We start from the raw sequence: 24,223 nt of genomic DNA, 5'->3' as shown, positions 1-24,223 counted from the left end.
ATGCCGGAGGAAGCGATGCCTGACGTTGCGGTTATCGGCGCGGGTCCTGTGGGGCTGACGTGCGCCTTGTTGCTGTCCCATGAGGGCATAGCGACGATCGTCTACGAACAGAATGCAACGACGTCCACGCATCCCCGTGGTCATGTCGTCAATGCGCGCAGCATGGAGATCTTTCGCTCTTTGGGGCTGGAAGAATCCATCGTGGCCCAAAGCCTTCCAGCCGATCGAAACCAGGGCGTTGCTTTCCTGCGACGGCTCGCCGAGCCTGCAGTTGCGGTGCTGCGCACGCGCGGTGTAACGGAACGCGATGCAGCCCATCGCGCCGCTAGTCCCAGCTTGCGCGCATCGTGTCCGCAGGATCGCCTCGAGCCGATCCTGCTGCAAGCGGTCCGCAACGATCCGAATATCGAGCTCCGCTTCGAAACCGAGATCCAAAGCGTTGCGCGTGAAGGCGATGGCGTGCGTCTGGTCGGCATCGGTCCGGATGGCGCGTTCGAAATCGCCGTTCCCTTCGTGGTTGGTGCCGACGGCGCGCGCAGCCTGGTTCGCCGACAGGCCGGCATCGAAATGTCCGGGCGCGGCCGGATCGGACGCCAGATCGGCATCTATTTCGAAGCCGACTTGTGGTCGCTGGTCGAGGATCGCCCGTATCTATTGTGGTGGATCTATAATGCACAGACGTGCGGGGTCCTGATCGCGCTCGATGGGCGCCGTCGCTGGACCTATAATTTCGCTTTCGATGAGCAGAAGGAAGCGGCAGCTGATTTCACGCCGGATCGCTGCGCCGACATCCTGCACGAAGTAATCGGCCTCGACAGCATCGACATCAAAATCCATTCGATCATGCCATGGCGGATGCAAGCGCGGTTGGCCGACCGCATGAATGCGGGACCGATTTTCCTGGCGGGCGATGCGGCCCATCCGCTCCCGCCGACGGGCGGGCAAGGTATGAATACAGGGATCACAGACGTTCAGAATCTCGCCTGGAAATTGGCGCTGGTGTTGCGCGAACGGGCGCCGGGCGCACTGCTCGACAGCTACGATACGGAGCGGCGGCCGATTGCGCAGATCAACATCGAGCAAAGTGTCGCCAATGCCTTGAAGATGGCGGAGCTTGGCTTGTCCGGTATGGCGACGGCTGACAGCGCGATGGCGAGGAGCCTCGACGGCGATGGCCGCGATGCGGCGGAAGCCCATATTCGCAACGTCGTGCCGAGTCTTCGGGAGCATTTCGATTATCTTGGCCAGACTTTTGGCCACGTCTATCCAAGGGGAGCCTTCGTCAGCGACGGGACATCGGCTCCGCCGTTTTCGGTAATCGACTACACGCCGGATGGCCGCCCCGGTCATCGCGCGCCGCACATCTGGCTGGGGCGCGGCGGACAGCCCGTTTCGACCATCGATCTGATCGGCTACGGGCAGTTCACGTTGTTCACGACGCCAGAGTTCGAGGCCTGGCACGCTCCATTCATGCAGGCCATCGACGCTCGGCAGTTGCGGGGCGGTGCCTGGTCGATCGGCGCAAGCGGTGACTTGGACGATCCGTCCGAACAATTCCGTGCGCTGTACGGGCTCGCGCAGGGCGGCGCCGTGCTGGTTCGGCCCGATGGTTACGTGACCTTCCGGACTACAGACCCGCACGCGGAGCCGCCCGACATTGTCGATCAAGCATTGGACGTCGCGCTCTGTCGGACGCCGAGACGACATCCGGAACAGGAAGCATATCTGCAAAAGACAGGTAGCTGAACATCAAGGGGAGGGACGTCATGAGCTACTCGGTAAAGAAAGCGCGGTTTGCAGCACTGGTTTCCTGTCTGATGTTCGCGTCGGGTGGCGGTGCCGTGCAGGCGCAGACCGCCGTGACGATGGCGCTGCCGGCGCAGTCGCTGCTGTTCGCGCCGGCTTACATCGCTGTCGAGCGGGGGCTGTTTCGCGAACACGGGATCGACCCCAAGATCATCTATGTCGCCGGGCCCGGTGTCATTCCGGCTGTGCTCGGCAAGAGCGCCGATTTTACGCTGATCTCCGGCGGCATTCAGGTCGCGGCAGCCGCGCGCAACCAGAAGCTTGTCGCGATTGCCAATACCCAGGATCGCTTCACGACCGATATCATCGTGCGCAAGCCGGTCGCCGACAAACTCGGGTCGATGGCCTCCGCAGGCGCCCTCGACAAGGTCAAGGCACTCAAGGGACTGACCATCGGTATCGACGCGGTGAACGGTCTGCCGCACAGCTTCCTGCGTTATCTTGCCCGCAAGGCGGGCATGAATCCCGAAACAGACTTCACCATCACGGCTCTGCAGCCGCAGGCGATGGTCGCCGCAATGAAGAGCGGGACGATCGACGCGATGGCGTTCTCGCCGCCGTTCTCCCTGACGGCGGTCGCCGACGGCGGCGTGATGTGGGTGTCGGGTCCCGACGTCGACCTGCCGGAAATGAAGACGTTTCCCTACAACGTCGTTCTGGTGCGTCCGGATCATTGCCAGGCCCAGGCGGCGATCTGCCGTGGCTTCGTCGCGGCGCTGAAGAAGGCCGTCGCCTTGATGAAGAGCGATCCGGCCGCGAGCCTCGCGGCGCTCGGCGAGACCTTCGACAAGATGGAGCCCGGCGCGCTGAAGCAGTCGTTCGAGATCTTCGCGAAATATGCGCGGTCCGACCTCGAACTGACCGACGACATGTATCGTAACGTCGTTTCCTTCGACAGGATCAGCGGCATCATCCCGGAGGATGCCAAGGTTCCGCCTGCCGGCGAGCTGTACTCGCCGGCATCCGCCAACTAACGCCATCTGGAGCTGAGAGATGTGGGATCGCATCATCTTTGCGGCTGCACTGGCTGCCATCTGGCAGGTAGGAAGCGCCTGGGCCGGGCCAGAGCAGATAAGCTCTCCGGTCCTGGTGGTGCAGCAGATCTATGTCTGGATCGCATCCGGCGTGCTGCTCGGCCATGTCGGCTACACCGTGCTCGAGGCGGCGCTCGGCTTCTTAATCGGAGCGGTGCCCGGCTTGCTGCTGCCGTTGGTGCTGCGGCGGCACGTGTTCCTCGCCGCCGTGCTCGATCCCTTCATCATGATCGGCTACGGGCTGCCAAAAATCGCGTTCATTCCGCTTTTCATCGTCTGGTTCGGGATCGGTATTTGGAGCAAGGTCGCGCTGGTCGCGAGCGTTAGTTTCTTCCTGGTTTTCTTCAGTACTTCTGAGGGAGTGCGAGCCGTCGATCCACGCCTGCTGCGGATGGCAAAGGTCGCCGGCGCCAGCGAAGCGCAATTGCTGCGCACCATCGTGCTGCCCTCGGCGACGCCGTTCGTCTTCCAGGCGGTCCAGATTGCCCTGCCGCTGTCGATCGGCGGTGCGGCGATCGCCGAATTGATCTCCTCAAACCGCGGCCTCGGCTACTTGATCCAGTCCTCGGCCGGCAACTTCGAGATCACCGGCGCGCTGGCCGCCGTCGCGGCGCTGACGCTGATCGTGGCGCTGACCAATATCGCCGTGGCCGCTGCAGAAGCGCAGCTACTGGCATGGCGTCCGCAGATGAACCCCAGCACTCCGAAGGCGGCCTGACATGACTTGTGAACCCGTTCTCGAAGCCCGCGATCTTGGCAGGTTCTTTAGCGACAGAGCGACGCAGAGCGAGCGCTGGATCATCAAGGGGCTCTCATTTGCGCTGCACGAAGGCGAGTTCGTCACGCTGGTTGGCCCATCGGGATCGGGAAAGTCGACGCTTCTGAATCTGCTCGCCCAGATCGATAGGCCTTCGGCGGGAGAGATCCGGCTCCACGGTGAGGTCATAAGCGCGCCGTCGCGGCCGGGTCAGAGCGCGGGCGCAAATGGACGCATCGGCTACATCATGCAGGACGACAACCTGCTGCCGTGGCGCACGCTGCGCGCCAATGTCGAATACCCGCTGCAGATCCAGGGCCGGCTCGATGCCTCGTTTCGCAAGCGGGTCGATGAGTTGATCGCCGCTGTCGGCCTGAACGGTTTTGAGAACCACTATCCGCACGAATTGTCGGGCGGCATGCGCAAACGCGCGTCGATCATCCGCACGCTGGCCTACGATCCGCCTGTGATTCTGATGGACGAACCATTTGGCGCACTCGATGCGGAGTCGCGCCTGCACATTCAGGAGGATCTGGTCCGGCTGTGGGAACTCGGTCGCAAGAGCATCCTATTCGTGACGCACGACATCACCGAGGCCATCGCGCTCGGCGACCGGACCCTGACGTTGACGAGGTCGCCGGCTTGTATTCGCGGCGAGCACCTAATCGACATTTCACGCCCACGCTCGGTCGATAGCCTCGTCACCGAGCCGAATTATCCTGGCATCTTCAGCCGCATCCGGGCGGAGGTCTGATGAGCCAGTCCATCAGCCATATCGTTCCCGAGATCGCGCAGCCCCAGCTGCGTCGCTCCGTTATGCCCTGGCTCGCGCTGGCCCGCGGCGGCGTTGCAATCGGCTTGCTGTTGATGTGGGAAGCATTCGCCCGCTGGGTTCCGGATTTGATTGCCGGGCCGTTGCCGACCCTACTACGTGTGATCGATCTGGCTCGGACCGGCGAGATCGTCTCGATGGTCTGGGCAACGACGCTGGAAGCCATCGGCGGACTTCTGATCGGCGCAGGCCTCGGGGTAGTGCTTCCGTTTGTCGTGCAAATGTCGCCGCGGCTGTCAGCCGTCATCGAGCCGTTTGCCAAGACGACGGTCGGGATTCCGAAACTCGCGCTAAGCCCGATCCTGATCATGTGGTTCGGGATCGGCCTGACGTCGAAGATCGTGCTAGTGGCGCTGATGACGTTCTTCCTTGTCTTCGTCGCCACCTTTGTCGGCATTCGGTCGGTCGGACCGAACCTGATTCGGACGGTTGCGATCTTCGGCGCCGGCAAGCGCGAGATCGCGCGCGAGGTTCTGTGGAATTCGTCCCAGCCCTTCGTCTGGGCGGCGCTGCGGGCGGCGCTGCCGTGGGCGATCAATGCGGCGCTGGTCGGTGAATTCCTCGCGGCCGAAAACGGCATCGGTTACTACATCCACCATTCCTACAACGTTGCCGATATCACCGGTGTTTATGCCGGCATGGTCATTACCGCAGCACTGGTGCTGCTCGCCGACGCCGTGCTGCGCCTGTTTCAGCGCCGTGCCCTAGCCTGGCGTCCCGACAACGCAGATCAAACTCTTCATTAGAGGACGAGCATGAAACTGTTTTACGCACCCGGCGCGTGTTCGATCGGCATCCACTATCTGCTGGAGACCATCGGACACCCCTACGACCGGCAGAAGATCGACATCAAGACGGGCGAGAACCGCCAGCCCTGGTATCTAGCTCTCAACCCGAAGGCCAAGGTGCCCACGCTGCAGCGTGACGATGGATCGGTGCTGACGGAATTTCCGGTGATCGCGCAACACATCGCTGCGTCGGCGCCGGGCACTGGTTTGTCGCCGTCCGATCCTGAGTGTGCATTGCGGGCGGCCGAAATGACGGATTACCTGGTCTCGACCCTGCACATGCAGGGCTTCTCTCGCATCTTTCGTCCGGCCAAATTTTGCGAAGATCCAGCCACGCATGATGCCATCCAGCAGCAAGGCCGCGACGTGGTCACAGCCGGGCTCGCCATTGTCGAACGCGATTTAAGAACGGGCGGCGCTTTGCACGGCGAGGCGACCTTCGCGGATGCGGCCCTGTTCTATGTGCTGTTCTGGGCCGTCGACCGCGTCAAGCTCGAGGTCCCGTCAGCCTGTGCGGAGCGCTATGGCAAGTTGAAGTCGAGCGACGCAGCAAGACGCGTATTTGCCGAAGAGGGGATTGCGCTATGATCGGGCACCGTTCGTCAACGAGGCGGATTGCGGTCATAGCGGCCGCATTCGGTATCGCTCTGTCGTCGGCGGACGGGCAGGCCGCAGACGGATATCCTGGTAAGGCGATCCGCATCGTCGTGGGTTTTGCACCCGGTGGCAGCTCCGATACCGCGTCCCGGTTGGTCGCTGACCGGCTGTCTAAGCGTCTCGGCCAGACCGTGGTGGTTGAGAACAAGCCCGGCGCAGGCGGCATGCTCGCGACAACGCAGGTAATGAACGAGCCGGCGGACGGCTATTCGTTGCTGCTGCTGGCGAGCGCGCATTCGGTGGCAGCGGCGATGCGTGCCAAGCTGCCATTCGATCCGGTAGAGGATCTAGAGTGGATTTCGACGGTCTCGACCTACGGCATGGTGGTCGGCGTTAGACCTGCGTCGCCCTACAATTCGCTGGACGAGCTGATCGCGGCGGCCAAGGCAAAGCCGGGGTCGATCAGTTTTTATTCGGTGGGATTCGGTACGGGACACCACCTGGTGGGCGAATGGATCAATGCCGCCACCGGTGCAGGACTGCTCCACGTGCCGTATCGTGGAAGCACGCCCGCACTGACCGATTTTCTCGGCGGGCGTGTCGACGTGATGATCGATACGATGACCTTCGCTTATCCGCAGACCTTGGCCGGCACCGTTCGGCCGCTCGCGGTGACGACGCGCGACGTCCCCGCGGAGATGAAAAACGTTGCCTTCTCCGGGGACGTCGTGCCGGGGCTGGAATACGAATCCTGGCTCGGCATCGCGGCCAAGAAAGGCATCCCATCCGAGGCCGCCGACCGTCTGCGGCAGGAAGTCGTCGCGATCGTCAAGTCCGAGGACTTCCAGAAGGAGATGCGTGCGCTGGGGGCCAATGCGACGCCGAGCACTGCGCCCGAATTCGCCGGTCGCGTGAGGCGGGAGATCGCAGAATTTAACAAGGTCATCGATGCCCGGGGCATCGAGCGTCAGTAGTGGTACCGACCGCATTTCCGACAGGAGATATTCAATGGCTCTTAAGTCTCTCGGCTATATCGGCATTCAGTCCACCAAACTCGAGGACTGGAGTGGCTTTGCCACCAGTCTTCTAGGCATGCAGCCGGTCGACCGGGGCGGGGCCGTGCGAACCTTCAGGATGGACGATCGCAAGCAGCGACTTGTGGTGACCGGAGCGGACAACGAAGGGCTCGGCTTCATGGGCTGGGAGGTCGATCATCACGACGACCTGGAAGCGATGGCTACGCGGTTGGATGCGCATGGCGTCCGGGTCAGGCGCGGCACGCGGGCGCTTGCGGACGAACGCCGCGTCGCCGACTTGATCGTCTTCACCGATCCCAACGGGCACCGCGTCGAGATCTTCCACACGCCAGAGATCGCGAGCGACCCGTTCAGTCCCGGCCGTCCGATTTCCGGGTTCAAGACCGGACCGCTGGGCATGGGCCACGTGGTCCTGAACGTCGACAATATCGAGCAGGCGATGTTGTTCTATCGCGATGTCCTCGGTTTCAGTGTGACGGACTATGGCTTGAAGCCTTATCCGCTGTATTTCTTCCACATCAACGGGCGCCATCACTCCTTCGCGATGGTCGGGTCGGGCAGGCAGAGCTTCCACCATTTCATGGTTGAACTGCAGAGCCTCGACGATGTCGGGCAGGGCTACGATCTGGCCCAGCTCGACGAGGGCCGCGTCGCCTATACGCTGGGACGCCACACCAACGATCACATGACGTCGTTCTATGCGCACTCGCCGTCGGACTTTTTTGTCGAATACGGCTGGGGCGCGCAGGTCATCGATCCCAACACCTGGGAGCCGTTCGAGACCCATGACGGCCCGAGCCTGTGGGGCCACGAGCGGCTCTACATGGCGGAGGAACAACGCAAGCGCATGCGGGACATGCGGCTGGATGCTGCCCGCCGCGGCGTCCGCGTTCCCAACCCGGCAAACTGCGCCTGGCTCGACTCCGTGGTGCGGGCGGAGTAGCGGAATGTCCGTCAGCGATAAAACCGTCGATGTGGCAATCGTTGGCCTCGGGCCGGTCGGCGCCACGCTTGCGCTGCTGCTAACCCAGGCCGGTCTCTCCATCACCGTGCTGGAACGCGAGGCCAAACCGTATCCGCTGCCGCGCGCGGTTCACTTCGACGACGAAGTGATGCGTGTCTTTCAGACGATCGGCATCGCCGCCGACGTCCTGCCGTCCACCTGCCTGTCCCCCGGCATGCTGTTCGTCGATGCCGATGGCCGGTGCATGCTCGATTGGTCTCGGCCGGCGACGATCGGGCCGCAGGGTTGGCACGAAAGCTACCGCTTTCATCAGCCGGACCTCGAGCGCGTGCTGCGCCACAAGCTTGAGACGCTGCCCGAGGCGACGGTGCTCACCCGTTGCGATGTGTTCGCGATCGATCAGGACGTGGACGGCGCAACGTTGCGCTTCGAGGATCTTGCCTCGGGCCAGCTGGAACAAATCCGTGCGCGCTATGTGGTCGGCTGCGACGGGGCGCGCTCGTTGGTTCGGCGTCTGATCGGTTCGACATCGACCGATCTGGGTTTTCACGAGCGCTGGCTGGTGGTGGATTGCCTGTTGAAGCGCGACAGGCCGGATCTCGGCGATCACAGCATCCAGTTTTGTGAACCGGAGCGGCCCGCGACCTATGTGCGCGGTGTGGGACAACGCCGCCGCTGGGAGATCACGGCGCGCGATGACGAAAGCAACGCCGCGCTGATCGAGCCCGCAAAGATCTGGCAATTGCTGTCACGCTGGATCACGCCGGAGGATGCCGATCTCGAACGCGCGGCGGTCTACATGTTTCATTCGGTGGTGGCGCGCAGGTGGCGACGGGACCGCTTGCTGATTGCCGGCGATTCCGCCCATCAGACGCCGCCGTTTCTTGGTCAGGGGCTTTGTGCGGGGATCCGCGATGTGAGCAATCTGGCGTGGAAACTGATCGCAGTGATCGGGGGCTGCGCTGACGATGCGTTGCTCGATACCTACGCCAGCGAACGCGTGCCGCATGTCACCGAATATATCGAGCTTGCCGTGCGTCTCGGCGGATTGATCAATACCCGCGCCGTCGAGCGCGCGTTGCCGGGCGCGTCGGCCACCGCCGAGCCGGTCCGCATGAGTTCGATCAAGCCCCGTCTGGGCCCGGGTCTGGCGCCGGACGGCGTTTGCCCGATCGGGATGCCCGGGCCGCAACCGCGCATGTCGGACGGCCGCCTTCTCGACGATCACGTCGGATATGGATTCGCCCTGATCGCGCGTGCCGGCGACATCGGCGCCGAGGAAACGCTGCGGCGGCGATGCCGGCAGCAGGGCGTGGCATTCGTGGCGGCCGATGACGACGGTCCGCTTCGGGATTGGCTGGATCAGGGCAATATCAGCGCCGCGCTCATCCGGCCGGATCGATACGTGCTCGCCGTGGCCGCGACTCCGGGTGATGCAGCAAGCCTGCTCACCCACGCGCTCCACCTTCCGCCTTCACTGCACCGGGAATCCTGCGCCGCATGAGCGCTCCAGATCATTTTTTCATTCAACTCAGAGAGACCGATCATGAAACTTGTATCGTTCCAAGCCGACAACGTCACTCGCTTCGGCGGCATAAAGAACCAGGGCATCGTCGAACTCGGCCCGCATTTCAGGGAGCGCGGCATCGCGTCGTTACGGCAGCTACTCGCGGCGGATGCGCTCGGCGAAGCGAAGCGCATTGTCGAGCAGGCTGCGCCGAACTGGAAACTCGATGATGTCGCCTTCCTTCCAGTGATCCCCGACCCGGGTAAGATCATCTGCATCGGTCTCAACTATCGCGATCATGTCGCGGAAACTGGGCGCACCGTGACGGAAAATCCGGCGCTCTTCGTCCGCTTTCCAGAAAGCCAGGTGGGGCATCTACAACCGATCGTGAAGCCGCTGGAATCCGATCATTTCGATTACGAGGGCGAATTGGCCGTGGTGATAGGCAGCGGAGGTCGTCGCATCGCAGAAGATCTCGCGTTGGCCGCGATTGCCGGATACGCTTGCTACAATGAAGGCAGCATCCGGGACTGGCAGCGCCATACGTCGCAATTCATTGCAGGAAAGACGTTCGCGCGAACCGGGTCGTTCGGACCGTGGCTAGTGACGGCCGACGAGATTCCCGACCCGTCGAAACTGTCATTGCAGACCCGGCTCAACGGCGAGGTCGTTCAGAAATCAACGACGGATCTGCTGATCACGGGCATCCCAGCGCTGATTAAATATTGTTCCACGATCATGACTCTCGAGCCGGGCGATGTGATCGTCACCGGCACGCCCGGCGGTGTGGGCGCGAAGCGCTCTCCGCCGCTGTGGATGAAAGACGGCGACACTGTTGAAGTAGAGATCAGCAGAATTGGTGTGCTGCGCAATCCTGTCGTTGCCGAAAAATGTTAAGTGTCGGGACGGGCAAACTGTGGAGAGTGCGGACCACATTGCAGTCCGGCAGCTAGGCGCGACAGGCCAAAGCCGAGTTTGAGGTTGTGCCAGAACCGTGAACCTCCGGCGTTTATCCCTCGTTTTGTAACCCGTCCAATCTTTCCGTGCGGCCTATAACGTCAAGTAGCGGCTCGCTTGGCGCGGCTATCGCGCGGCGAGCGTCCATCTTCTGCGCTGGACTAAGCAGAGCCACGCCAGAGCTTCCAGCTCCGGGTACCGCTTTGCCCTCGCAGACCGCAGCCAAGCAGTGAGCGATCCGCACTTCGGACAGATAGGCGTTTGGGTCTGTGGCATAGCGGTAATAAATTATCAGAATTAGTCATCTGAAAAGTGAATTGCGCTTGATACCAATTGAGCAGCGGAGGTACCTCGTAGTAACTCGGCCCGACGTCATCGGGGGCAATGCCGTCGGGCCTGACCGGATATTTATGTGATTTTGGGGGAACGGTATCCGGCTTTGCAAACAACCAAATCGGGTGAGCAATGTTCCTTGAGCGCCCGGGCAGGTCGGGGCTTCTGCCGCTACTCAAGCGGCAGAAGCTTGGGGATAGTTAGTTCTCGGTGCACACCTTGATGGTCTTCATGCCGGTCTCGGCTTCAGCCCTGGTCTTGAAGATGCCATTACCGACGATGGTGGTGGTAGTTGTCGTCGGCTTCTTATCGACGACAGTGCACTTCTTAGTGGTGGTGTCGCGGACCACGTAATACTCAGTCGAAACGGCTGCCTGGCCAAATGCCGCGGTAGCAGCGAAAGCTGAAACGGCGGAGACTATAAGAAATTTTTTCATAGCATTCCTCCATTCGCATGCGGGTGCACAAATCCCGCTTGATTCAAATAAGAAGAATTGCCGAAAGTTCCCGATTGCTGCAGACCGCAGACTATTGGTGCCGACGATACTTGATAGCGCCCTTGCCACGCAGGTCAGCCCTTACCTTGCGGACGCCGGCCAGAGGAATACCCAGATCGAACGCCTTCCTTCTTACCGACGTAATAGGCCTGCCGAGCGCGGCTGCGGCTCGCAGAGCGGACGCTCCTTTTTCGGCCAGCACTTTCAGCTTGGCGACGTCTTCCGTGTCCCATGGTTTCGCGAGGAGGCGCCTGACCATGGCTACCTCTCCGGCGGCCGCAGCTCGCCCTTCAACCAGCCCTGGGCTTTGAGCACCGGATCTGGCTCAACAGCGGCGTGGATGAAGCTGCACTTTGGGCACTCATATGTGTGAGCAACGAAGCCGTTCTCCGGGAGGGAGCATCTGATCCAATAAGAGGCGGCTCCGCAATTTGGACAGGGTATGGTTCGGATGCGTCGCATGGCCGATACTCGAACTAGAGCCGTTGCGCGGCAGGGCACAGAGTATCGTTAAAACTCTCACGATATCGGTTGGGTTCCCGGCAACTGGCCGTCAGCGCCCGGCTCGACCCACATGAAGAACCCGCCGCACTCGTGCATTTTGATAATGCCGTCGGCTATGAGCTTGTCGCGGCCAAGCGTGTATTCGGCGACGCTCGCCTTGTCCTTCCATATAAATGTCGAATTTCATTCGCCGATCGACATCCGGCTCGTCGATACGGAGGGTCTTCGCGATCTCAAGCAGTTTGGCTGCTGCGGCCTCAGGCTCGGCGTAGGGGCGTTTGTCGCCAACGTACTTCGTCATGGAGCAGTAGCTTCGTCTTTCTTGGTGCCGCGGGCGACGAGCTTGAGCGCGCCGTTCGGAAGGGGGCGCTGCAGCTTCATTGCCTCGTCGGCGGGGCCCGTCATCCAGGCTTGCAGCTCTTCAGGGGTCGTCAGGATAACGGGCATAGCTTTCGGATGGATTGCGCCGACTTCGGCGTTAGGGTCGGTGGTCAGGAAGGCGAAGATGTCGTTGGTCGTCTCACCTTCTTTGACCTTCCGGACCGAGGTCCAGTTCGTCCAGATTCCCGCGAAGAATGCCAGAGGGCGTGTCTCATCAAAGGCGAACCAGATGTCGCCGCCCTCAGCTTTGTTGAATTCGCTGAACGAGGTGAACGGCACAAGGCAACGGGACTCGACACCGAGCCAGCGCTTCCAATGTTTGTATCGAGATTGCGGATGTTGGTCGTCCCGCTATCAGGCTCCATCCGCAGCAATTCTTTGAAGTCGACTGGCTTGCCTTTCTCCTCAAGCTTGGCCGCGCGATTCTTGGCCGCCTGCATTTGGGCGAATTGCGAGGAGGGCATGCCCCAGCGAGCGAGCGTCAGTTCTGTCGCGCCGGCATTGTTGCGCACTATCGGCGCTGGATAGTCTGGGAAAATGCCCGGCATAGCCGGGAGATTGCCGGTGATGTCATGATCGACCTTGAACAGGTTGCGGATCGCGGCCTGGTTCTTCGTCATCGAATACAGATTGCACATACAGCATTCCTGTCCGTTACGTGCCCGGTGCTCGCCCGGTGATGTGGCTGATATGGGCCATCGTCTGTTCATGGAATCGAGGGTTAAATGTCTTGCCGCACGGGCAGTGGATCTCGCCACGCCGGATTTGCTCGGTATAACCGGCATCCCATAGCGCGTATTTGTTGGCAGTCCACTGTTTGTCTCGGCGCGAGGCCTCGAACTCGGCTTCGGTGCGCGTCGTCAGGAACACGTTCCAGGCAGCATCAAAGGCGGCTCACGCCGTTTCGAAGTCCCGTGCGACGCCTCTGAAACATTGATCCCGATGGAGCGGGTAAAAGCCGCAAGACCATTGCCAGACGCCAGATCGCTCCGGGTTCGGATCCCAGTCTTGCTGAGCGATGGCGCCGACCTTCACGTCGCCGTACCAGATTTCCCACGTCTCACGCTCTCCACCTCAAAACCAAAAATATGATTGAACCGCCGACTTGCGCGCCGTAACGATCCACGCCGCGCTGTCGATCATCACCGACCGTTCGCCGGAGCTGCCCGCGAAGGCAGCACGAAGCGCGATCGAGGCGCGGGCACGGATGTCATCGGGCTGATCAGCGAGCACGCGCGACACCGGACCGACCTCGAATGTCAACTTCACCGCGTCGTCGATCGCCGCGTCCCGCGTCGCGCCCTCGCCAAACGGGAGGGAAGCATCGAAGGGCGCGATAGCGATATCGGTGAAGCCGGCCGCCGTCAGGATGCGAGCCACCCGGCCCCGGTCGCCGAATGAGAATGGGCCCGGTGCTTCGGGATCGGGCGGCGCCGCGGGCGGGACGATGCCTTTGATCGCACCCATCGCCAGGCGCACCCAATCGTTCTCGGCCGCGCTACGCCAGCAAACGAAAGCGACCCGCCCTCCCGGCTGGAGCGCGCGGCGCATATGGGCGAATGCTCTTGTCGGATCGTCGAAGAACATCACCCCGAAACGCGAGAACAGTATGTCGAACACGCCCTCGGGCAGTTCGGCGCTGCTGGCGTCGGCAACCCGGAACAGGACTGGCGTATCCTGTGGCGCAAGCGCACGCGCTCGGGCGATCATCGGTTCGGATATGTCCACGCCCAGCACTTGGCCCTCTGCTCCGACGCGGGCGGCGAGAGCAAAACTCGACGCGCCGGTGCCGCAGCCGATGTCCAGCACGCGCTCGCCCATCGCGGGCGCGGCGGCTTCGATCGCGGCTTGGCCGAACACCGCCAGCCTAGCGTCGAGCATGGCCTGGTGGGCGACCCAGCGCTCCCCGCTTTGGTCGTTCCAGTCCACCCGCTCCACATTCTGCTCTGCCATACATATCCTTGTTCGGATTAGTTGATAACTAAGCTATCCGATGCCAAAGCGCGCATCGGCCCATACCGCGATCCGTTCCGCTATCGCCTCGGGGGCCTCGAGGTGCAAGAAGTGACCGAGGTTGGGGACGATCTCCCTCGTGCGCTGCGCGGCGAACCGATGTCGGTCGTCAACCTCCGCAGGAAGGATGCAGCCGTCGTTGGCACCGTGAAGCTGCAACATGGACACCGTGATCGGCCGAGACATGCGGAGCGTCGCCCTAAGCATGCCGGGTCGCATCATCGCCCGGTAGTACTTCAGAGGCGCGGGCATACTCGCCCGCAGGTGCTCGTGTAGTTCCGCCTTGAGAGCAGGATCAAGCGAGCAGCCGGGCGACCACTGACGCCAGAGGCGGTCGATGAAGGCGAGATCGCGGGCGGTGGCGATCCAGCCGCTTCCCGGTAGTTGAAAGAGTCCCATGTACGCGCTCCGGAGCAGCTGAGCGGGGTGCGTCAGCCGGCTCATGAACGTGAGAGGGTGAGGGATTGCGAGAGCGACCGCGCGTTCGATCCGCCCCGGCGCGGTGACGCAGGCATCATAGGTGAGTAGGGCGCCCCAGTCGTGGCCAATCAACTCCACGGGTCGCCCCGGAGACCAGCGGTCAATCAGCGCGAGTACGTCGCTGGTGAGGGCTGCGAAGTCGAACGGCCCAGCCGTCGGGGACGGCGCGTAACCGCGAAGCCAGGGTGCGACGACGTGACGTCCACGGCGGCCGAGCTCAGCAAGGAAGGGCTTCGCGATCGGCGGATGGTCCGGGAAGCCGTGCAAGACGATCGTCGGTTGACCATCGGGAGCACCACCCTGTAGCGCGTGAAAGGTGCCGTGCGGTAGGTCGAAAGTGACCTGTTCGAACTCCATATGTGTCTTCTCAAACCACCATCGACTGCTGCGCGAAGATACCCGCCATCGCGCCGTGCGACGATGCCAGGGTGACCGATGGCGGCGTGATGGGGTTAGCGAGGTCGCCGGCGGCGTAGATGCCGGGCATGCTGGTTTCGCGGCGCTCGTCGACCTTGAGGATGATGCCGAGAGGTGTTTTGACCGTGGCGAGCCCCAGTGATTCATGCAGGCTTGCGGACGGCTTGTTGCGCGGATGCGCGAACAGGATGTCGACCGCGACATCGGGGCCGGTATCGAGCTTGACGGTGGCGTTATGGGCCCCGCGTTGGGCGATCCCAGTAATACGGCCATCGACGACAGGGACGTTGCGGCGAGCCAGATCGGCCCGGATATCGGGTGCAATGTCGTGACCATCGGCGAAGACCGTCAACCTGTCGGTCCAATCGTGGAACAGCCTGACCTGATTAATCGACTGCGGGCCGGACCAGACGAGACCCCAATGCTGGCCGGCGACTTCAAAGCCGTCGCAATAGGGGCAGGGCACGATGGACCCGCCCCAGCTTTCGGCGAAGCCCGGAACATCGGGCATCTGGTCGACAACGCCATAGCTCAGGATCAGGCGGCGCGCGCCAAGGCTTTCACCATCGCCAGTGAGGACGGAGAATTTGTCGATGGCGCCAGAGACGCTGTCGGCCCGGGCATTGACCAGCCTGACCGTGGGATAACGCGCCAGTTGCTGCCGCGCCTCGGCCAGAATGTCCAACGGTGGCTTGTGATCGTGGCCGAGAAGACCATGCGAGTGTTCAGCGAAGCGGTTGCGCGGCAGGCCGGTATCGAGAACAGTGACCTTGCGGCGGGCGCGGCCGAGCTGCAGGGCGCCGGAGAGACCGGCAAAGCTGCCGCCAATGATGATAACGTCCTTCATGGTGATGGGCTCCGTGTTGTGGATGGAGGGAGACGGGTTTGCCTGGGCGCGGGCGAGGCCGATGGTAGAAAGCGCGGCCAACTTCAGCAGGGCTCGTCGTTGCATCGAAGTCGCCTTGTGTTTTGGTCAGATGATACGCGCTTGAGACAGGCAGCGATCTTTGGCTTGCATGTTTTGGAAACTGCGTGGTATCGTAATTCAAGAATTGGAATACTGTCAAGTACTGGAATTGTCGTGACCGAAAACAGCCAGGCCCGGCGCGGCCGGCCCGCCAACGAGGCGCTTGGCCAAACGATAGTCGACGCCGCGCGCGAACTTTTTGTGGAATTGGGTTTTCAGGCGACGACCTTGGACAAGGTCGCCCAGCGAGCGAAGATATCCAAGCTCAGCATCTATCGGCACTTCGAGAACAAGGAGGCGCTGTTCAGCGCGGCCATGGCGGCCAGCTGCCATCAGTTGTTTGCACCACAGGCCCTTCTTAAAGGCGTCGACGGTTCGGTCGAAGATCAGCTCGTGGCGGTGGGATCATTACTGCTTCGCACGCTGTTGCGATCAGACGTCCGCAGTGTCGAAGCCATGGTCATGGCCGACAAGACGAGTCAAAACTCGTTAAGCAAGCTCCATTTCGAAGCCGGCCCCGCCCATGTCATCGCCCAAATCGAGGCCCTGTTGCGTGAGTTGCACGCGAAGGCGGTTCTAAACGTGCCCGATCCTCTTCGGTCCGCCCGCTTGTTTGCCGCGCTTTTCAAAGGATCCGATCTCCTGATTGTCGCACGTTTCGATGAGGCGAGAGCAGAGGACGAAATCGAATCCTATTGCCGGTCTGCCGTCGCCATGTTCATCGCCGCGCACGGTAGCAACGACCACGCGGGAGGCTCTTAAAGGCGGCAACTCGCTCGCCAACATCAAGGGCGGCAATGTCGGAGCGGCAAGTAAGTAGTCGATAAGCGTTGAGGGGCAGGGCGCGCCGCTCCAATTCGCAGTTCGGTCAACCACCTTCCAAGAAAAATCGCTCCTCGATCGGCCGTTTCTTTTACGAAACCACCGACGATGAAGAGGCGAAAAGTGGAGCAGTCGCCTTTGCGATCGAAGAAGCTGTCGCAGGATGTCCCGTCCGTTGAGACTATAAATTGGTCTCCGACTTTGGTCCCCTTAATAACGGTCACAACCCAAGTTGGCCAGAATGCGAAGAAAGGCGACAGCCCAGCTGATCGGTCATGGTGGCCATGAGCTGCGTGGGAAGTCTTCTCGAGTCGAGGGAGGCTCGAGTTAGACCCCACGTAGTGTGCGATAGCTCTGTAGAACAGTTAGCTTCCCAACGGAGCAGTTCTGGCTCGGTGGCCGAGTAGCAAAGTCACCAGCGTGACCTCCTATAATGATCTTCTTTGCCGATGACATAAGGCTTCGCTTCGCTGTCCGCGCGGTCCAGCTGGGGGACCCCGAAATTGATTGGCCACGAAGGGAAGCTAAATCAACTTAGCTTCCCTCCTACGACCACGAGTCCCGGGGCGCCCGTCCGCCGCTCATGGCGACGATGATGCGGTCACAGCGCCGGCGGTACTGGGAGCTGCGAATGTCTAGGAACAGTCGGCGGCACCAACCTCCACGGCATCTCTGCATCAGCTGAGAGTCCTAGCACCGCGGACGGTAGGCAGAACCGACCCGCTGCGAGAGATGCCCGCAACCGGGAACATGGCGCGGTGGTACGCCTCAGCATGGGCATGAAGACAAGCAAGATTTCCGGACGCAGCGACGGTTCACACAGCGTTGGCAAGGGACTCGGCGATCTGCGCCTTCAGCCAATGTACGAAGCTCCGTGCCTTCCGACTGAGCGGCCGGTGCTTTGGCCAGGCGACATAGTGGGCCATGCGGCGCTCGAACGGCGCGTTGAACAGCGGGACCAAGGTCCCGTCCTGGATCTCGTTTCGCAGCAGGAAGAGCTGACCGATCGCGACGCCAACGCCTTCGACGGCGGCCTGATAGGTGAGCACCGAACTCGGGAAGCTGATCCCGGCGTCGGTGAGCAGGTCCGGGCGCTTCACGGCCATCAACCAGTCCGGCCAGTCGGTGCGGCGATAATGGGAATGCAGGAGCTGCACCTTTCGCAGATCGTCGAGCTCCGAGAGCCGCGTCTTTTTGAGGAGCTTCGGGCTGCATACCGGCTGAATCAGATCCTTGAACAGGAGTGCGGTCTCGACGCCCGGCCAGTTTCCACCGCCGAACTGGACGGCGAGATCGACCTTGTCCTTCTCGAAATCGATCGGGGCCACCATGTTGCTGATGTTCAGCTTGATCTGCGGGTAGGCGACGTAGAACGACGGCAATCTCGGAATAAGCCACTTCGCGGCGAATGTGGTGTAGAGGCGGATCTTGAGCGGCTCGGCTTTTCCGGTTGCCGTGATGCTGGCGGTCGCGTTGGCGATGATCCGGAACGCCGGAGCGATCTGGCGCTGGAACTCCTCGCCCTCCGACGTGAGCCGCAGTCCGTGCTTATCACGCTCGAACAGCCGAACGCCGAGAAAGCTCTCGAGTGTGTTGATCTGCCGGCTGATCGCCGGCTGGGTGACGCGGAGCTCTGCCGCCGCGCTCGTGAAATTCAGATGCCGGGCGGCGACATCGAAGACGTGCAGCGGGTTCAGCGGAGGCAGCATGGGTTAGCCATTACCTTAAGTAATAGACCTATAACCGATGTTCAGTTGCAGGTCAAAGCCCGGGTTGGGAAACAGGGCGCACATTCCAGCAGGTGCGCCAGGCAGATGAATTTCGAACTGAACGAAGAGCAGCAGGCATTCGCGGACTCGGTCCGCCGTTTCGCGGAAGCCAATCTGAAGGATGGCGCTCTCGAGCGTGCGCACGATCCGCAATTCCCGCGGGATGTCGCGCAGTTGCTCGCGAAGCAGGGGCTCATGGGCATCGCGTTCGATCCGGAGGACGGGGGCCAGGGTGGTACGCTGTTCGACTCGGTGATCGCCATTGAGCAGATTGCATCCGTGTGTCCTCGCAGCGCAGACGTGGTGCAGGCCGGCAACTTCGGACCGATCCGCACCTTCGTGGAATACGCGACGCCGGAACAGAAGGAGCGGTGGCTTCCCGATCTGCTCGCCGGCAACATCTGCATCAGCCTCGGCATGAGCGAGCCCGATGCGGGATCCGCCGTTACCGAACTGAAGACCTCTGCGACCCCGGACGGCGACGACTATCTCATCAACGGAAGCAAGGTGTTCGGCACCCACAGCCCGGACGCCGCGATCTATCTCGTCTACGTTCGGTTCGGGCCCGGCGTGAACGGCATCGGCTCCGTCATCATCGAGCGGGATGCACCGGGCTTCACGATCGGCAAACCGACGCCGTTCATGAGCGGCGAGCAGTGGAGCCAGCTCTATTTCGAGAACTGCCGTATCCCGGCGAAAAATGTGCTGCTGGGCCCCGGCGGATTCAAGAAGCAGATTTCTGGCTTCAACGTGGAGCGTCTCGGCAATTCGTCGCGCGCTCTCGCCGTGGGACGCTTCGCCTTCAACCTCGCCCGGGAGCACGCCCTCATTCGCAAGCAGTTCGGCCGCCCGCTGTGCGAATTCCAGGGACTGCAATGGAAGTTCGCCGACATGGCGCTGAAGCTGGAATCCGCGCAACTGCTGCTGTACCGCGCCGCCAGCGTGACCGAAGGTCTGCCGTCGCCGTACCAGACGGCATTGGCGAAGCTCGCATGCAATCAGGCGGGCTTCGATGCAGCCAACGAAGCGGTGCAGATCATGGGCGGGCTCGGCTACAGCCAGGAATCGCTCGCCGAATACTGCATGCGCCGGACACGCGGCTGGATGATCGCCGGCGGATCCACCGAAATCCTCAAGAACCGCATCGCGGAGGACGTGTTCGAACGCCGCTTCGACCAACGCGGACAGGCAGCACGTGCAAGCTGAGATGAAAAGACTGTCGCTCCGCCAGGCGCTGCTCGCCCCGCGCAGCATCGCGCTCGTTGGCGCGTCCGACGATGTCTCGAAGACGTCGGCGCGTCCGCTGCAGTACCTGCGGAGCGCCGGGTACGAAGGCAAGATCTATCCGATCAATCCGCGCCGCGCGACGGTCCTGGGCGAACGGGCCTGGCCGTCGCTTGCCGACCTGCCGTCGGCGCCGGACCACGCATTCATCCTGACGCCCACCGAGGGAGTGATGGAGGCCGCTTCGGAATGCGCGCGTCTGGGCGTGCCGGTGGCGACGATCCTAGCGTCCGGCTTCTCAGAAGGCGGAGAAGAGGGCCTGAAGCTGGTCGCAGCGCTGCAGAAACTTTGCGCGGAGACGGGCCTGCGAATCCTCGGACCGTCCAGCCTCGGCGCCATCAACCTGCGCCACAAGACGATCATCACGGCCAACGCCGCGTTCGCGGAGCCGGACCTGCCGACCGGGGGCATCTTCGTCGCCTCGCACAGCGGAAGCCTGCTCGGAGCCCTGATCTCGCGCGGCAAGACCCGCAATGTCGGCTTTGCCGGGCTCGTCTCCGTCGGTAATGAGATCGACCTTTCTCTCGGAGAGATCTGTTCGGCGACGCTCGATGATCCCGAGATCACGGGCTACATGCTGTTCCTCGAGAGCATCCGCCGTGCGCGCGATCTGCGGACCTTCGCGCTCGCCGCAGCCGAGCGGGGCAAGCCGGTGGTCGCCTACAAGCTCGGCCGTTCCGCTGCCGCCGCCGAACTCGCGCTATCGCACACCGGTGCCCTTGCCGGTGAAGACGATGTCGCCGCGGCGTTCCTCGCCGACTGCGGCATCGCGCGCGTGTTCAATTTCGAAACCCTCCTCGAATCCCTGCCGCTGCTGCAGCGCATGCCTGCGCGCGCGGCGGGCGTGCAAAGCAAGCGTGTGGGCGTCGTCACCACCACCGGGGGCGGGGCGGCCATGGTCGTGGACGAGCTTTCCGTGCGCGGCATCGACGTCGTGAAGCCGAGCGACGAGACGTTCGCCCGTCTCGCCGCGGCTGGCGTCAAGGCCAACCATGAACGCATCACGGACCTCACGCTGGCAGGGACGCGCTACGACGTCATGAAGGCCGCGCTCGATACGATGCTCGCCGCGCCGGAATTCGATGTCGTGGTCGCGGTCATCGGCTCGTCGGCCAGGTTCAAGCCCGAGCTCGCCGTGAAGCCCGCCATCGACAGCGCTGCGTCCTCGAAGCCGTTGGTGACCTTTCTGGTCCCGGACGCTCCGGATGCGCTGGCCATGCTCACGGCCGCTGACGTGCCTAATTTCCGCACCCCTGAATCCTGCGCCGACGCGGTCGCCGCTGCGCTGCTGCGTCGGCCGCCGGTGATCGCACCGACCACGCGGCACGATACGACGGTCGTGGCGACACGACAGTTGGACGAACTCGCGGCCTACGAGCTATTCGAGAAGGTGGGCGTCCCGCACGCGCCGGCCGTGGCGGTCGCGGTGGATGCAGCCTCGATCACGCTGCCTTTCGCCTATCCCGTTGCCGTCAAGCTTCTGTCCGCCGAGATCGCCCACAAGACAGAGGTCGGTGGAGTGATCCTCAACGTCCGCAGCGAGGCGGAACTCAAGGTCGCGATGACGAAGATCTCGGACAACGTGACATCGCATCGCTCCGACGCGCAGGTGTCCAAGGTGCTCGTCCAGCCGATGACCTTGGGTCTCGGCGAGATGTTGCTCGGCTTCCGGGTCGATCCGGAAGCCGGCCCGATGGTCCTGCTGGCGGCCGGTGGCATCTACACCGAGATCTACCGGGACCGCAGCATTCGCCTCGCGCCTGTCGATCTCGCCGGCGCGAGGAGCATGATCGCGGAGCTGTCGATCACGAAGGTCTTCCAGGGCTTCCGGAACAAGCCTCACGGAGACCTGGAGGCGCTTGCGCATGCCATCGTCGCGATGTCGCAGCTTGCGCATGAGAGCACGGTCGTGGTGGATGCCGAGATCAATCCACTGATCATAAATCAGGTGGGCGAGGGCGTCGTCGCGGTCGACGCGCTGATCGCGATAGCCTGAAGGGAGAAGACGCGATGATCGAAGACCTGAAGAACAAGGTCAATGCCGACGAGACGCTGGTGAAACGCGGTCGATGGCTGTCGACGACGTTTCTGCTGGAGGTCGGCACGACGCCCTGGCTGATCAACATCGTCGAAGGCAGGATCGTCTCGATCGTGAAGGGACCCTTCGTGATGCCGTCCTGGACCTTCGCGCTGCGCGCGTCGGACGAGGAGTGGACGAAGTTCTGGAGTCCGCCCCGGCCGGGCTCGCACGATCTCATGGCGCTGATCAAGCGTCGCGTCCTGAAGGCGGAGGGCGACCTCCAGCCTTTCATGGCCAACCTCAGGTACTTCAAGGAAGCGCTCGTCAAGCTGCGCAAGGGAGACGCCGCATGAGCGCCCGTTTCGAACCCACCATCGGCCGCTATCTTCATCTCGAACTGTTCGGACGCGAGCACCGCATCTACGTCGAGGAGGCCGGCCAAGGCACGCCGCTGCTATGTCTGCACACCGCAGGCGCCGACGGCCGCCAGTACCGCGCGCTGATGAACGACAAACGCGTCACGTCGAAGCACCGCGTCATCGCGTTCGACATGCCATGGCATGGCAAATCCTCGCCACCGGTCGGATGGCACAACGAGGAATACCAGCTCACGTCGGCTCAGTTCACGACCATGATCCTCGAAGTCATGACTGCGCTCGAACTCGACAAGCCGATCGTGATGGGCTGCTCGATCGGCGGCCGCATCGTCCTGCATCTGGCGCTGGAGCATCCGGAGCGCTTCCGCGCCATCATCGGCCTCCAGGCCGGCGCGCACGTCGATCCTTACTACGACCTCAACTTCCTGCATCGTGCCGACGTGCACGGCGGCGAGACCTGTGCCGCGATCGTGTCGGGCCTGGTCGGACCGGACGCGTCGGACGCGCATCGTTGGGAGACGCTCTGGCACTACATGCAGGGCGGTCCCGGCGTGTTCAAGGGAGACCTCTATTTCTACAAGCTCGACGGCGACATCCGCTCCCGGGTGGCGCAGATCGACACGTCGAAGTGCCCGCTGTTTCTGCTTTCCGGCGAGTACGACTACTCCTGCACGCCCGAGGAGACGCTCGCCGTCGCCAACAGCGTCAAGGGCAGCCACGTCACGATCATGAAGGATCTCGGCCATTTTCCGATGAGCGAGGATCCCGACAAGTTCCTGAACCACCTTCTTCCGGTGCTCGCAAAGATCGACTGAACGAAACCTAACAACAAATCGAAAAGGGGAAACGCGTGAAGATCAACAAGATGCTTGTCACCGCTGCGGTGCTGTCGTTCGTGACGTCCGCTTCCGCGGAGATCTCCAACGGCACGGTCAAGATCGGCGTACTCACCGACATGTCCGGCCCCTATGCCGACAATGTCGGTGCCGGTTCGGTGCTGGCCGCGAAGATGGCTGTCGAGGACTACGGCGGAAAGGTCGCCGGCATGCCGGTCGAGGTGATATCGGCGGACCACCAGAACAAGGCGGACATCGGCCTCGCGCTGGCGCGCAAGTGGTACGACACCGAAGGCGTCGACGCGATAACCGAAGTCGTCTCTTCGGGTGTCGCGCTCGCGGTGCAGCAGCTGTCGCGCGAGAAGGACAAGGTCTTCCTGGCGACCGGCCCCGGCACGCCCGATCTCACCGGCAAGGCCTGCTCGCCCAACGGCGTACATTGGGCGTACGACAACTACGCGCTCGCCAACGTCGCGACCGCGCCGCTGGTTCAGAAGGGCCTCAAGAGCTGGTACTTCCTGACCGCCGACTACAGCTTCGGCTTGGCGCTGGAATCCGAGGCCGCCAAGGTGGTCACGGCCAACGGTGGCAAGGTGCTCGGGTCCTCGAAGCATCCGCTGAATTCGTCGGACTTCTCTTCCTTCCTGCTGCAGGCGCAGGCCTCCAAGGCCCAGGTCGTCGGCCTCGCCAACGCGGGTTCGGACATGATGACGGCGCTGAAGCAGGCCAACGAGTTCGGGCTGACCGCGGGCGGGCAGAGCATGGCGGCGTTGCTGGTGAACCTGCCGGACATCCACGCGCTCGGCCTCGCCAGCGCGAAGGACCTGATCTTCGCCGACAGCTTCTACTGGGACGCCAACGACAAGACCCGCGAATGGAGCAAGCGTTTCATGGCCCGCTTCAGCGGCAAGGCGCCCGGAAGCCTCCAGGCCGCGGTCTATGGCGCGGTCACGCACTACCTGAAGGCCGTCGAGGCCACCAAGAGCGACGTCGGTTCTGTCGTCGTGCCCGAAATGAAGAAGCTGCCGATCAACGACTTCTACACGACGAACGCATCCATCCGCGAGGACGGCCGGGTGATCCGCGACATGTACCTGCTGCAGGTCAAGCAGCCCTCGGAGTCCAAGTATCCTTGGGACTACTACAAGATCCTCGACACCGTCCCCGGTGAGAAGGCGTTCCGCCCCCTCAAGGACGGCAACTGCCCGTTCATCAACGCTGCCAAGTAGGCGGCCGGCATTCCA

The 24,223-nt window shown here is 62.5% G+C and carries 23 protein-coding genes and 1 pseudogene; 16 read left to right on the top strand and 8 right to left on the bottom strand.

The window, feature by feature from the left end:
- Positions 1 to 15: 15 nt before the first annotated feature.
- Genes AB8B20_RS05320 through AB8B20_RS05275 form a run of 10 tightly spaced genes read left to right on the top strand, consistent with a single transcriptional unit; the run spans position 16 to position 10,219 of the window.
- The gene (locus tag AB8B20_RS05320) at positions 16 to 1,746 is read left to right on the top strand and encodes an FAD-dependent monooxygenase (RefSeq protein WP_439071879.1); all 1,731 of its coding nucleotides are present in this window, start codon (positions 16 to 18) and stop codon (positions 1,744 to 1,746) included.
- A 20-nt stretch (positions 1,747 to 1,766) separates the two neighbouring features.
- The gene (locus AB8B20_RS05315; RefSeq protein ID WP_439071878.1) at positions 1,767 to 2,780 is read left to right on the top strand and encodes an ABC transporter substrate-binding protein; all 1,014 of its coding nucleotides are present in this window, start codon (positions 1,767 to 1,769) and stop codon (positions 2,778 to 2,780) included.
- A 19-nt stretch (positions 2,781 to 2,799) separates the two neighbouring features.
- Complete coding sequence (locus tag AB8B20_RS05310) at positions 2,800 to 3,558, top strand: ABC transporter permease (RefSeq protein ID WP_439071877.1); 759 nt, start codon at positions 2,800 to 2,802, stop codon at positions 3,556 to 3,558.
- 1 nt (position 3,559) lies between these two features.
- Positions 3,560 to 4,351: an ABC transporter ATP-binding protein gene (locus tag AB8B20_RS05305; protein ID WP_231079509.1), complete on the top strand. Its 792-nt coding sequence runs from the start codon at positions 3,560 to 3,562 to the stop codon at positions 4,349 to 4,351.
- On the top strand, positions 4,351 to 5,175 hold the full coding sequence (locus AB8B20_RS05300) for an ABC transporter permease (RefSeq protein WP_439071876.1): 825 nt from the start codon (positions 4,351 to 4,353) through the stop codon (positions 5,173 to 5,175). Before AB8B20_RS05305 ends, AB8B20_RS05300 begins: the two co-directional genes overlap by 1 nt.
- 9 nt (positions 5,176 to 5,184) lie before the next feature.
- Positions 5,185 to 5,805 carry a glutathione S-transferase family protein gene (locus AB8B20_RS05295; protein WP_439071875.1) on the top strand — a complete coding sequence of 207 codons (621 nt, stop codon included), beginning with the start codon at positions 5,185 to 5,187 and terminating at the stop codon, positions 5,803 to 5,805.
- Positions 5,802 to 6,788, top strand: coding sequence for a Bug family tripartite tricarboxylate transporter substrate binding protein (locus AB8B20_RS05290; protein ID WP_439071874.1), 987 nt, complete (start codon positions 5,802 to 5,804; stop codon positions 6,786 to 6,788). The genes AB8B20_RS05295 and AB8B20_RS05290 overlap by 4 nt, the downstream gene beginning before the upstream one ends.
- 34 nt (positions 6,789 to 6,822) lie before the next feature.
- Entirely contained in the window at positions 6,823 to 7,794 is a 972-nt protein-coding gene (locus AB8B20_RS05285) for a VOC family protein (protein WP_120286750.1), read from the top strand.
- 4 nt (positions 7,795 to 7,798) lie between these two features.
- The gene (mhpA, locus tag AB8B20_RS05280) at positions 7,799 to 9,319 is read left to right on the top strand and encodes a bifunctional 3-(3-hydroxy-phenyl)propionate/3-hydroxycinnamic acid hydroxylase MhpA (protein ID WP_439073028.1); all 1,521 of its coding nucleotides are present in this window, start codon (positions 7,799 to 7,801) and stop codon (positions 9,317 to 9,319) included.
- 42 nt (positions 9,320 to 9,361) lie between these two features.
- Positions 9,362 to 10,219, top strand: coding sequence for a fumarylacetoacetate hydrolase family protein (locus tag AB8B20_RS05275; protein ID WP_439071873.1), 858 nt, complete (start codon positions 9,362 to 9,364; stop codon positions 10,217 to 10,219).
- Between the two features lie 593 nt (positions 10,220 to 10,812).
- Here AB8B20_RS05275 and AB8B20_RS05270 read toward each other — a convergent pair.
- The 7 genes and pseudogenes from AB8B20_RS05270 to AB8B20_RS05240 all read right to left on the bottom strand — a co-directional run bounded on the left by AB8B20_RS05270 (position 10,813) and on the right by AB8B20_RS05240 (position 15,751).
- A complete protein-coding gene (locus AB8B20_RS05270) occupies positions 10,813 to 11,049 on the bottom strand; it encodes a hypothetical protein (RefSeq protein ID WP_439071872.1) in 237 nt (78 codons plus the stop codon).
- A gap of 91 nt (positions 11,050 to 11,140) precedes the next feature.
- The gene (locus AB8B20_RS05265) at positions 11,141 to 11,368 is read right to left on the bottom strand and encodes a hypothetical protein (protein WP_439071871.1); all 228 of its coding nucleotides are present in this window, start codon (positions 11,366 to 11,368) and stop codon (positions 11,141 to 11,143) included.
- A 542-nt stretch (positions 11,369 to 11,910) separates the two neighbouring features.
- Positions 11,911 to 12,632, bottom strand: a pseudogene (locus tag AB8B20_RS05260) (SOS response-associated peptidase).
- A gap of 16 nt (positions 12,633 to 12,648) precedes the next feature.
- Positions 12,649 to 12,864, bottom strand: coding sequence for a hypothetical protein (locus AB8B20_RS05255; RefSeq protein ID WP_439071870.1), 216 nt, complete (start codon positions 12,862 to 12,864; stop codon positions 12,649 to 12,651).
- Positions 12,865 to 13,068: 204 nt separating this feature from the next.
- Positions 13,069 to 13,947 (bottom strand): class I SAM-dependent methyltransferase, encoded by an 879-nt coding sequence (locus AB8B20_RS05250; protein WP_439071869.1) that lies wholly within the window; start codon positions 13,945 to 13,947, stop codon positions 13,069 to 13,071.
- A 33-nt stretch (positions 13,948 to 13,980) separates the two neighbouring features.
- Positions 13,981 to 14,844, bottom strand: coding sequence for an alpha/beta fold hydrolase (locus AB8B20_RS05245; RefSeq protein WP_439071868.1), 864 nt, complete (start codon positions 14,842 to 14,844; stop codon positions 13,981 to 13,983).
- A gap of 10 nt (positions 14,845 to 14,854) precedes the next feature.
- Complete coding sequence (locus AB8B20_RS05240) at positions 14,855 to 15,751, bottom strand: NAD(P)/FAD-dependent oxidoreductase (protein ID WP_439073027.1); 897 nt, start codon at positions 15,749 to 15,751, stop codon at positions 14,855 to 14,857.
- A 234-nt stretch (positions 15,752 to 15,985) separates the two neighbouring features.
- Between AB8B20_RS05240 and AB8B20_RS05235 the strand changes: the two genes are divergently transcribed.
- Complete coding sequence (locus AB8B20_RS05235; protein WP_439071867.1) at positions 15,986 to 16,633, top strand: TetR/AcrR family transcriptional regulator; 648 nt, start codon at positions 15,986 to 15,988, stop codon at positions 16,631 to 16,633.
- Positions 16,634 to 17,508: 875 nt separating this feature from the next.
- Here AB8B20_RS05235 and gcvA read toward each other — a convergent pair.
- Positions 17,509 to 18,402: a transcriptional regulator GcvA gene (gene gcvA / locus AB8B20_RS05230; protein ID WP_439071866.1), complete on the bottom strand. Its 894-nt coding sequence runs from the start codon at positions 18,400 to 18,402 to the stop codon at positions 17,509 to 17,511.
- Between gcvA and AB8B20_RS05225 the strand changes: the two genes are divergently transcribed.
- From AB8B20_RS05225 to AB8B20_RS05205, 5 genes are read left to right on the top strand one after another with little or no spacing between them, the layout of a single operon-like run.
- Positions 18,352 to 19,668: an acyl-CoA dehydrogenase family protein gene (locus tag AB8B20_RS05225; protein WP_439071865.1), complete on the top strand. Its 1,317-nt coding sequence runs from the start codon at positions 18,352 to 18,354 to the stop codon at positions 19,666 to 19,668. The two genes, gcvA and AB8B20_RS05225, sit on opposite strands and share 51 nt — an antisense overlap.
- 1 nt (position 19,669) lies before the next feature.
- Positions 19,670 to 21,742 carry an acetate--CoA ligase family protein gene (locus tag AB8B20_RS05220; protein ID WP_439071864.1) on the top strand — a complete coding sequence of 691 codons (2,073 nt, stop codon included), beginning with the start codon at positions 19,670 to 19,672 and terminating at the stop codon, positions 21,740 to 21,742.
- Positions 21,743 to 21,756: 14 nt separating this feature from the next.
- Positions 21,757 to 22,119: a hypothetical protein gene (locus AB8B20_RS05215; RefSeq protein WP_439066474.1), complete on the top strand. Its 363-nt coding sequence runs from the start codon at positions 21,757 to 21,759 to the stop codon at positions 22,117 to 22,119.
- Entirely contained in the window at positions 22,116 to 22,958 is an 843-nt protein-coding gene (locus AB8B20_RS05210; protein WP_439071863.1) for an alpha/beta fold hydrolase, read from the top strand. Before AB8B20_RS05215 ends, AB8B20_RS05210 begins: the two co-directional genes overlap by 4 nt.
- 50 nt (positions 22,959 to 23,008) lie before the next feature.
- Positions 23,009 to 24,208 carry an ABC transporter substrate-binding protein gene (locus AB8B20_RS05205; protein ID WP_439073026.1) on the top strand — a complete coding sequence of 400 codons (1,200 nt, stop codon included), beginning with the start codon at positions 23,009 to 23,011 and terminating at the stop codon, positions 24,206 to 24,208.
- Positions 24,209 to 24,223 lie beyond the last annotated feature (15 nt).

Origin of the sequence: Tardiphaga sp. 866_E4_N1_4 (assembly GCF_052076075.1) — a bacterium.
In the GTDB taxonomy this organism is placed as follows: Bacteria; Pseudomonadota; Alphaproteobacteria; order Rhizobiales; family Xanthobacteraceae; genus Tardiphaga; species Tardiphaga robiniae.
This window is presented reverse-complemented; position numbering and strand designations above follow the sequence as displayed.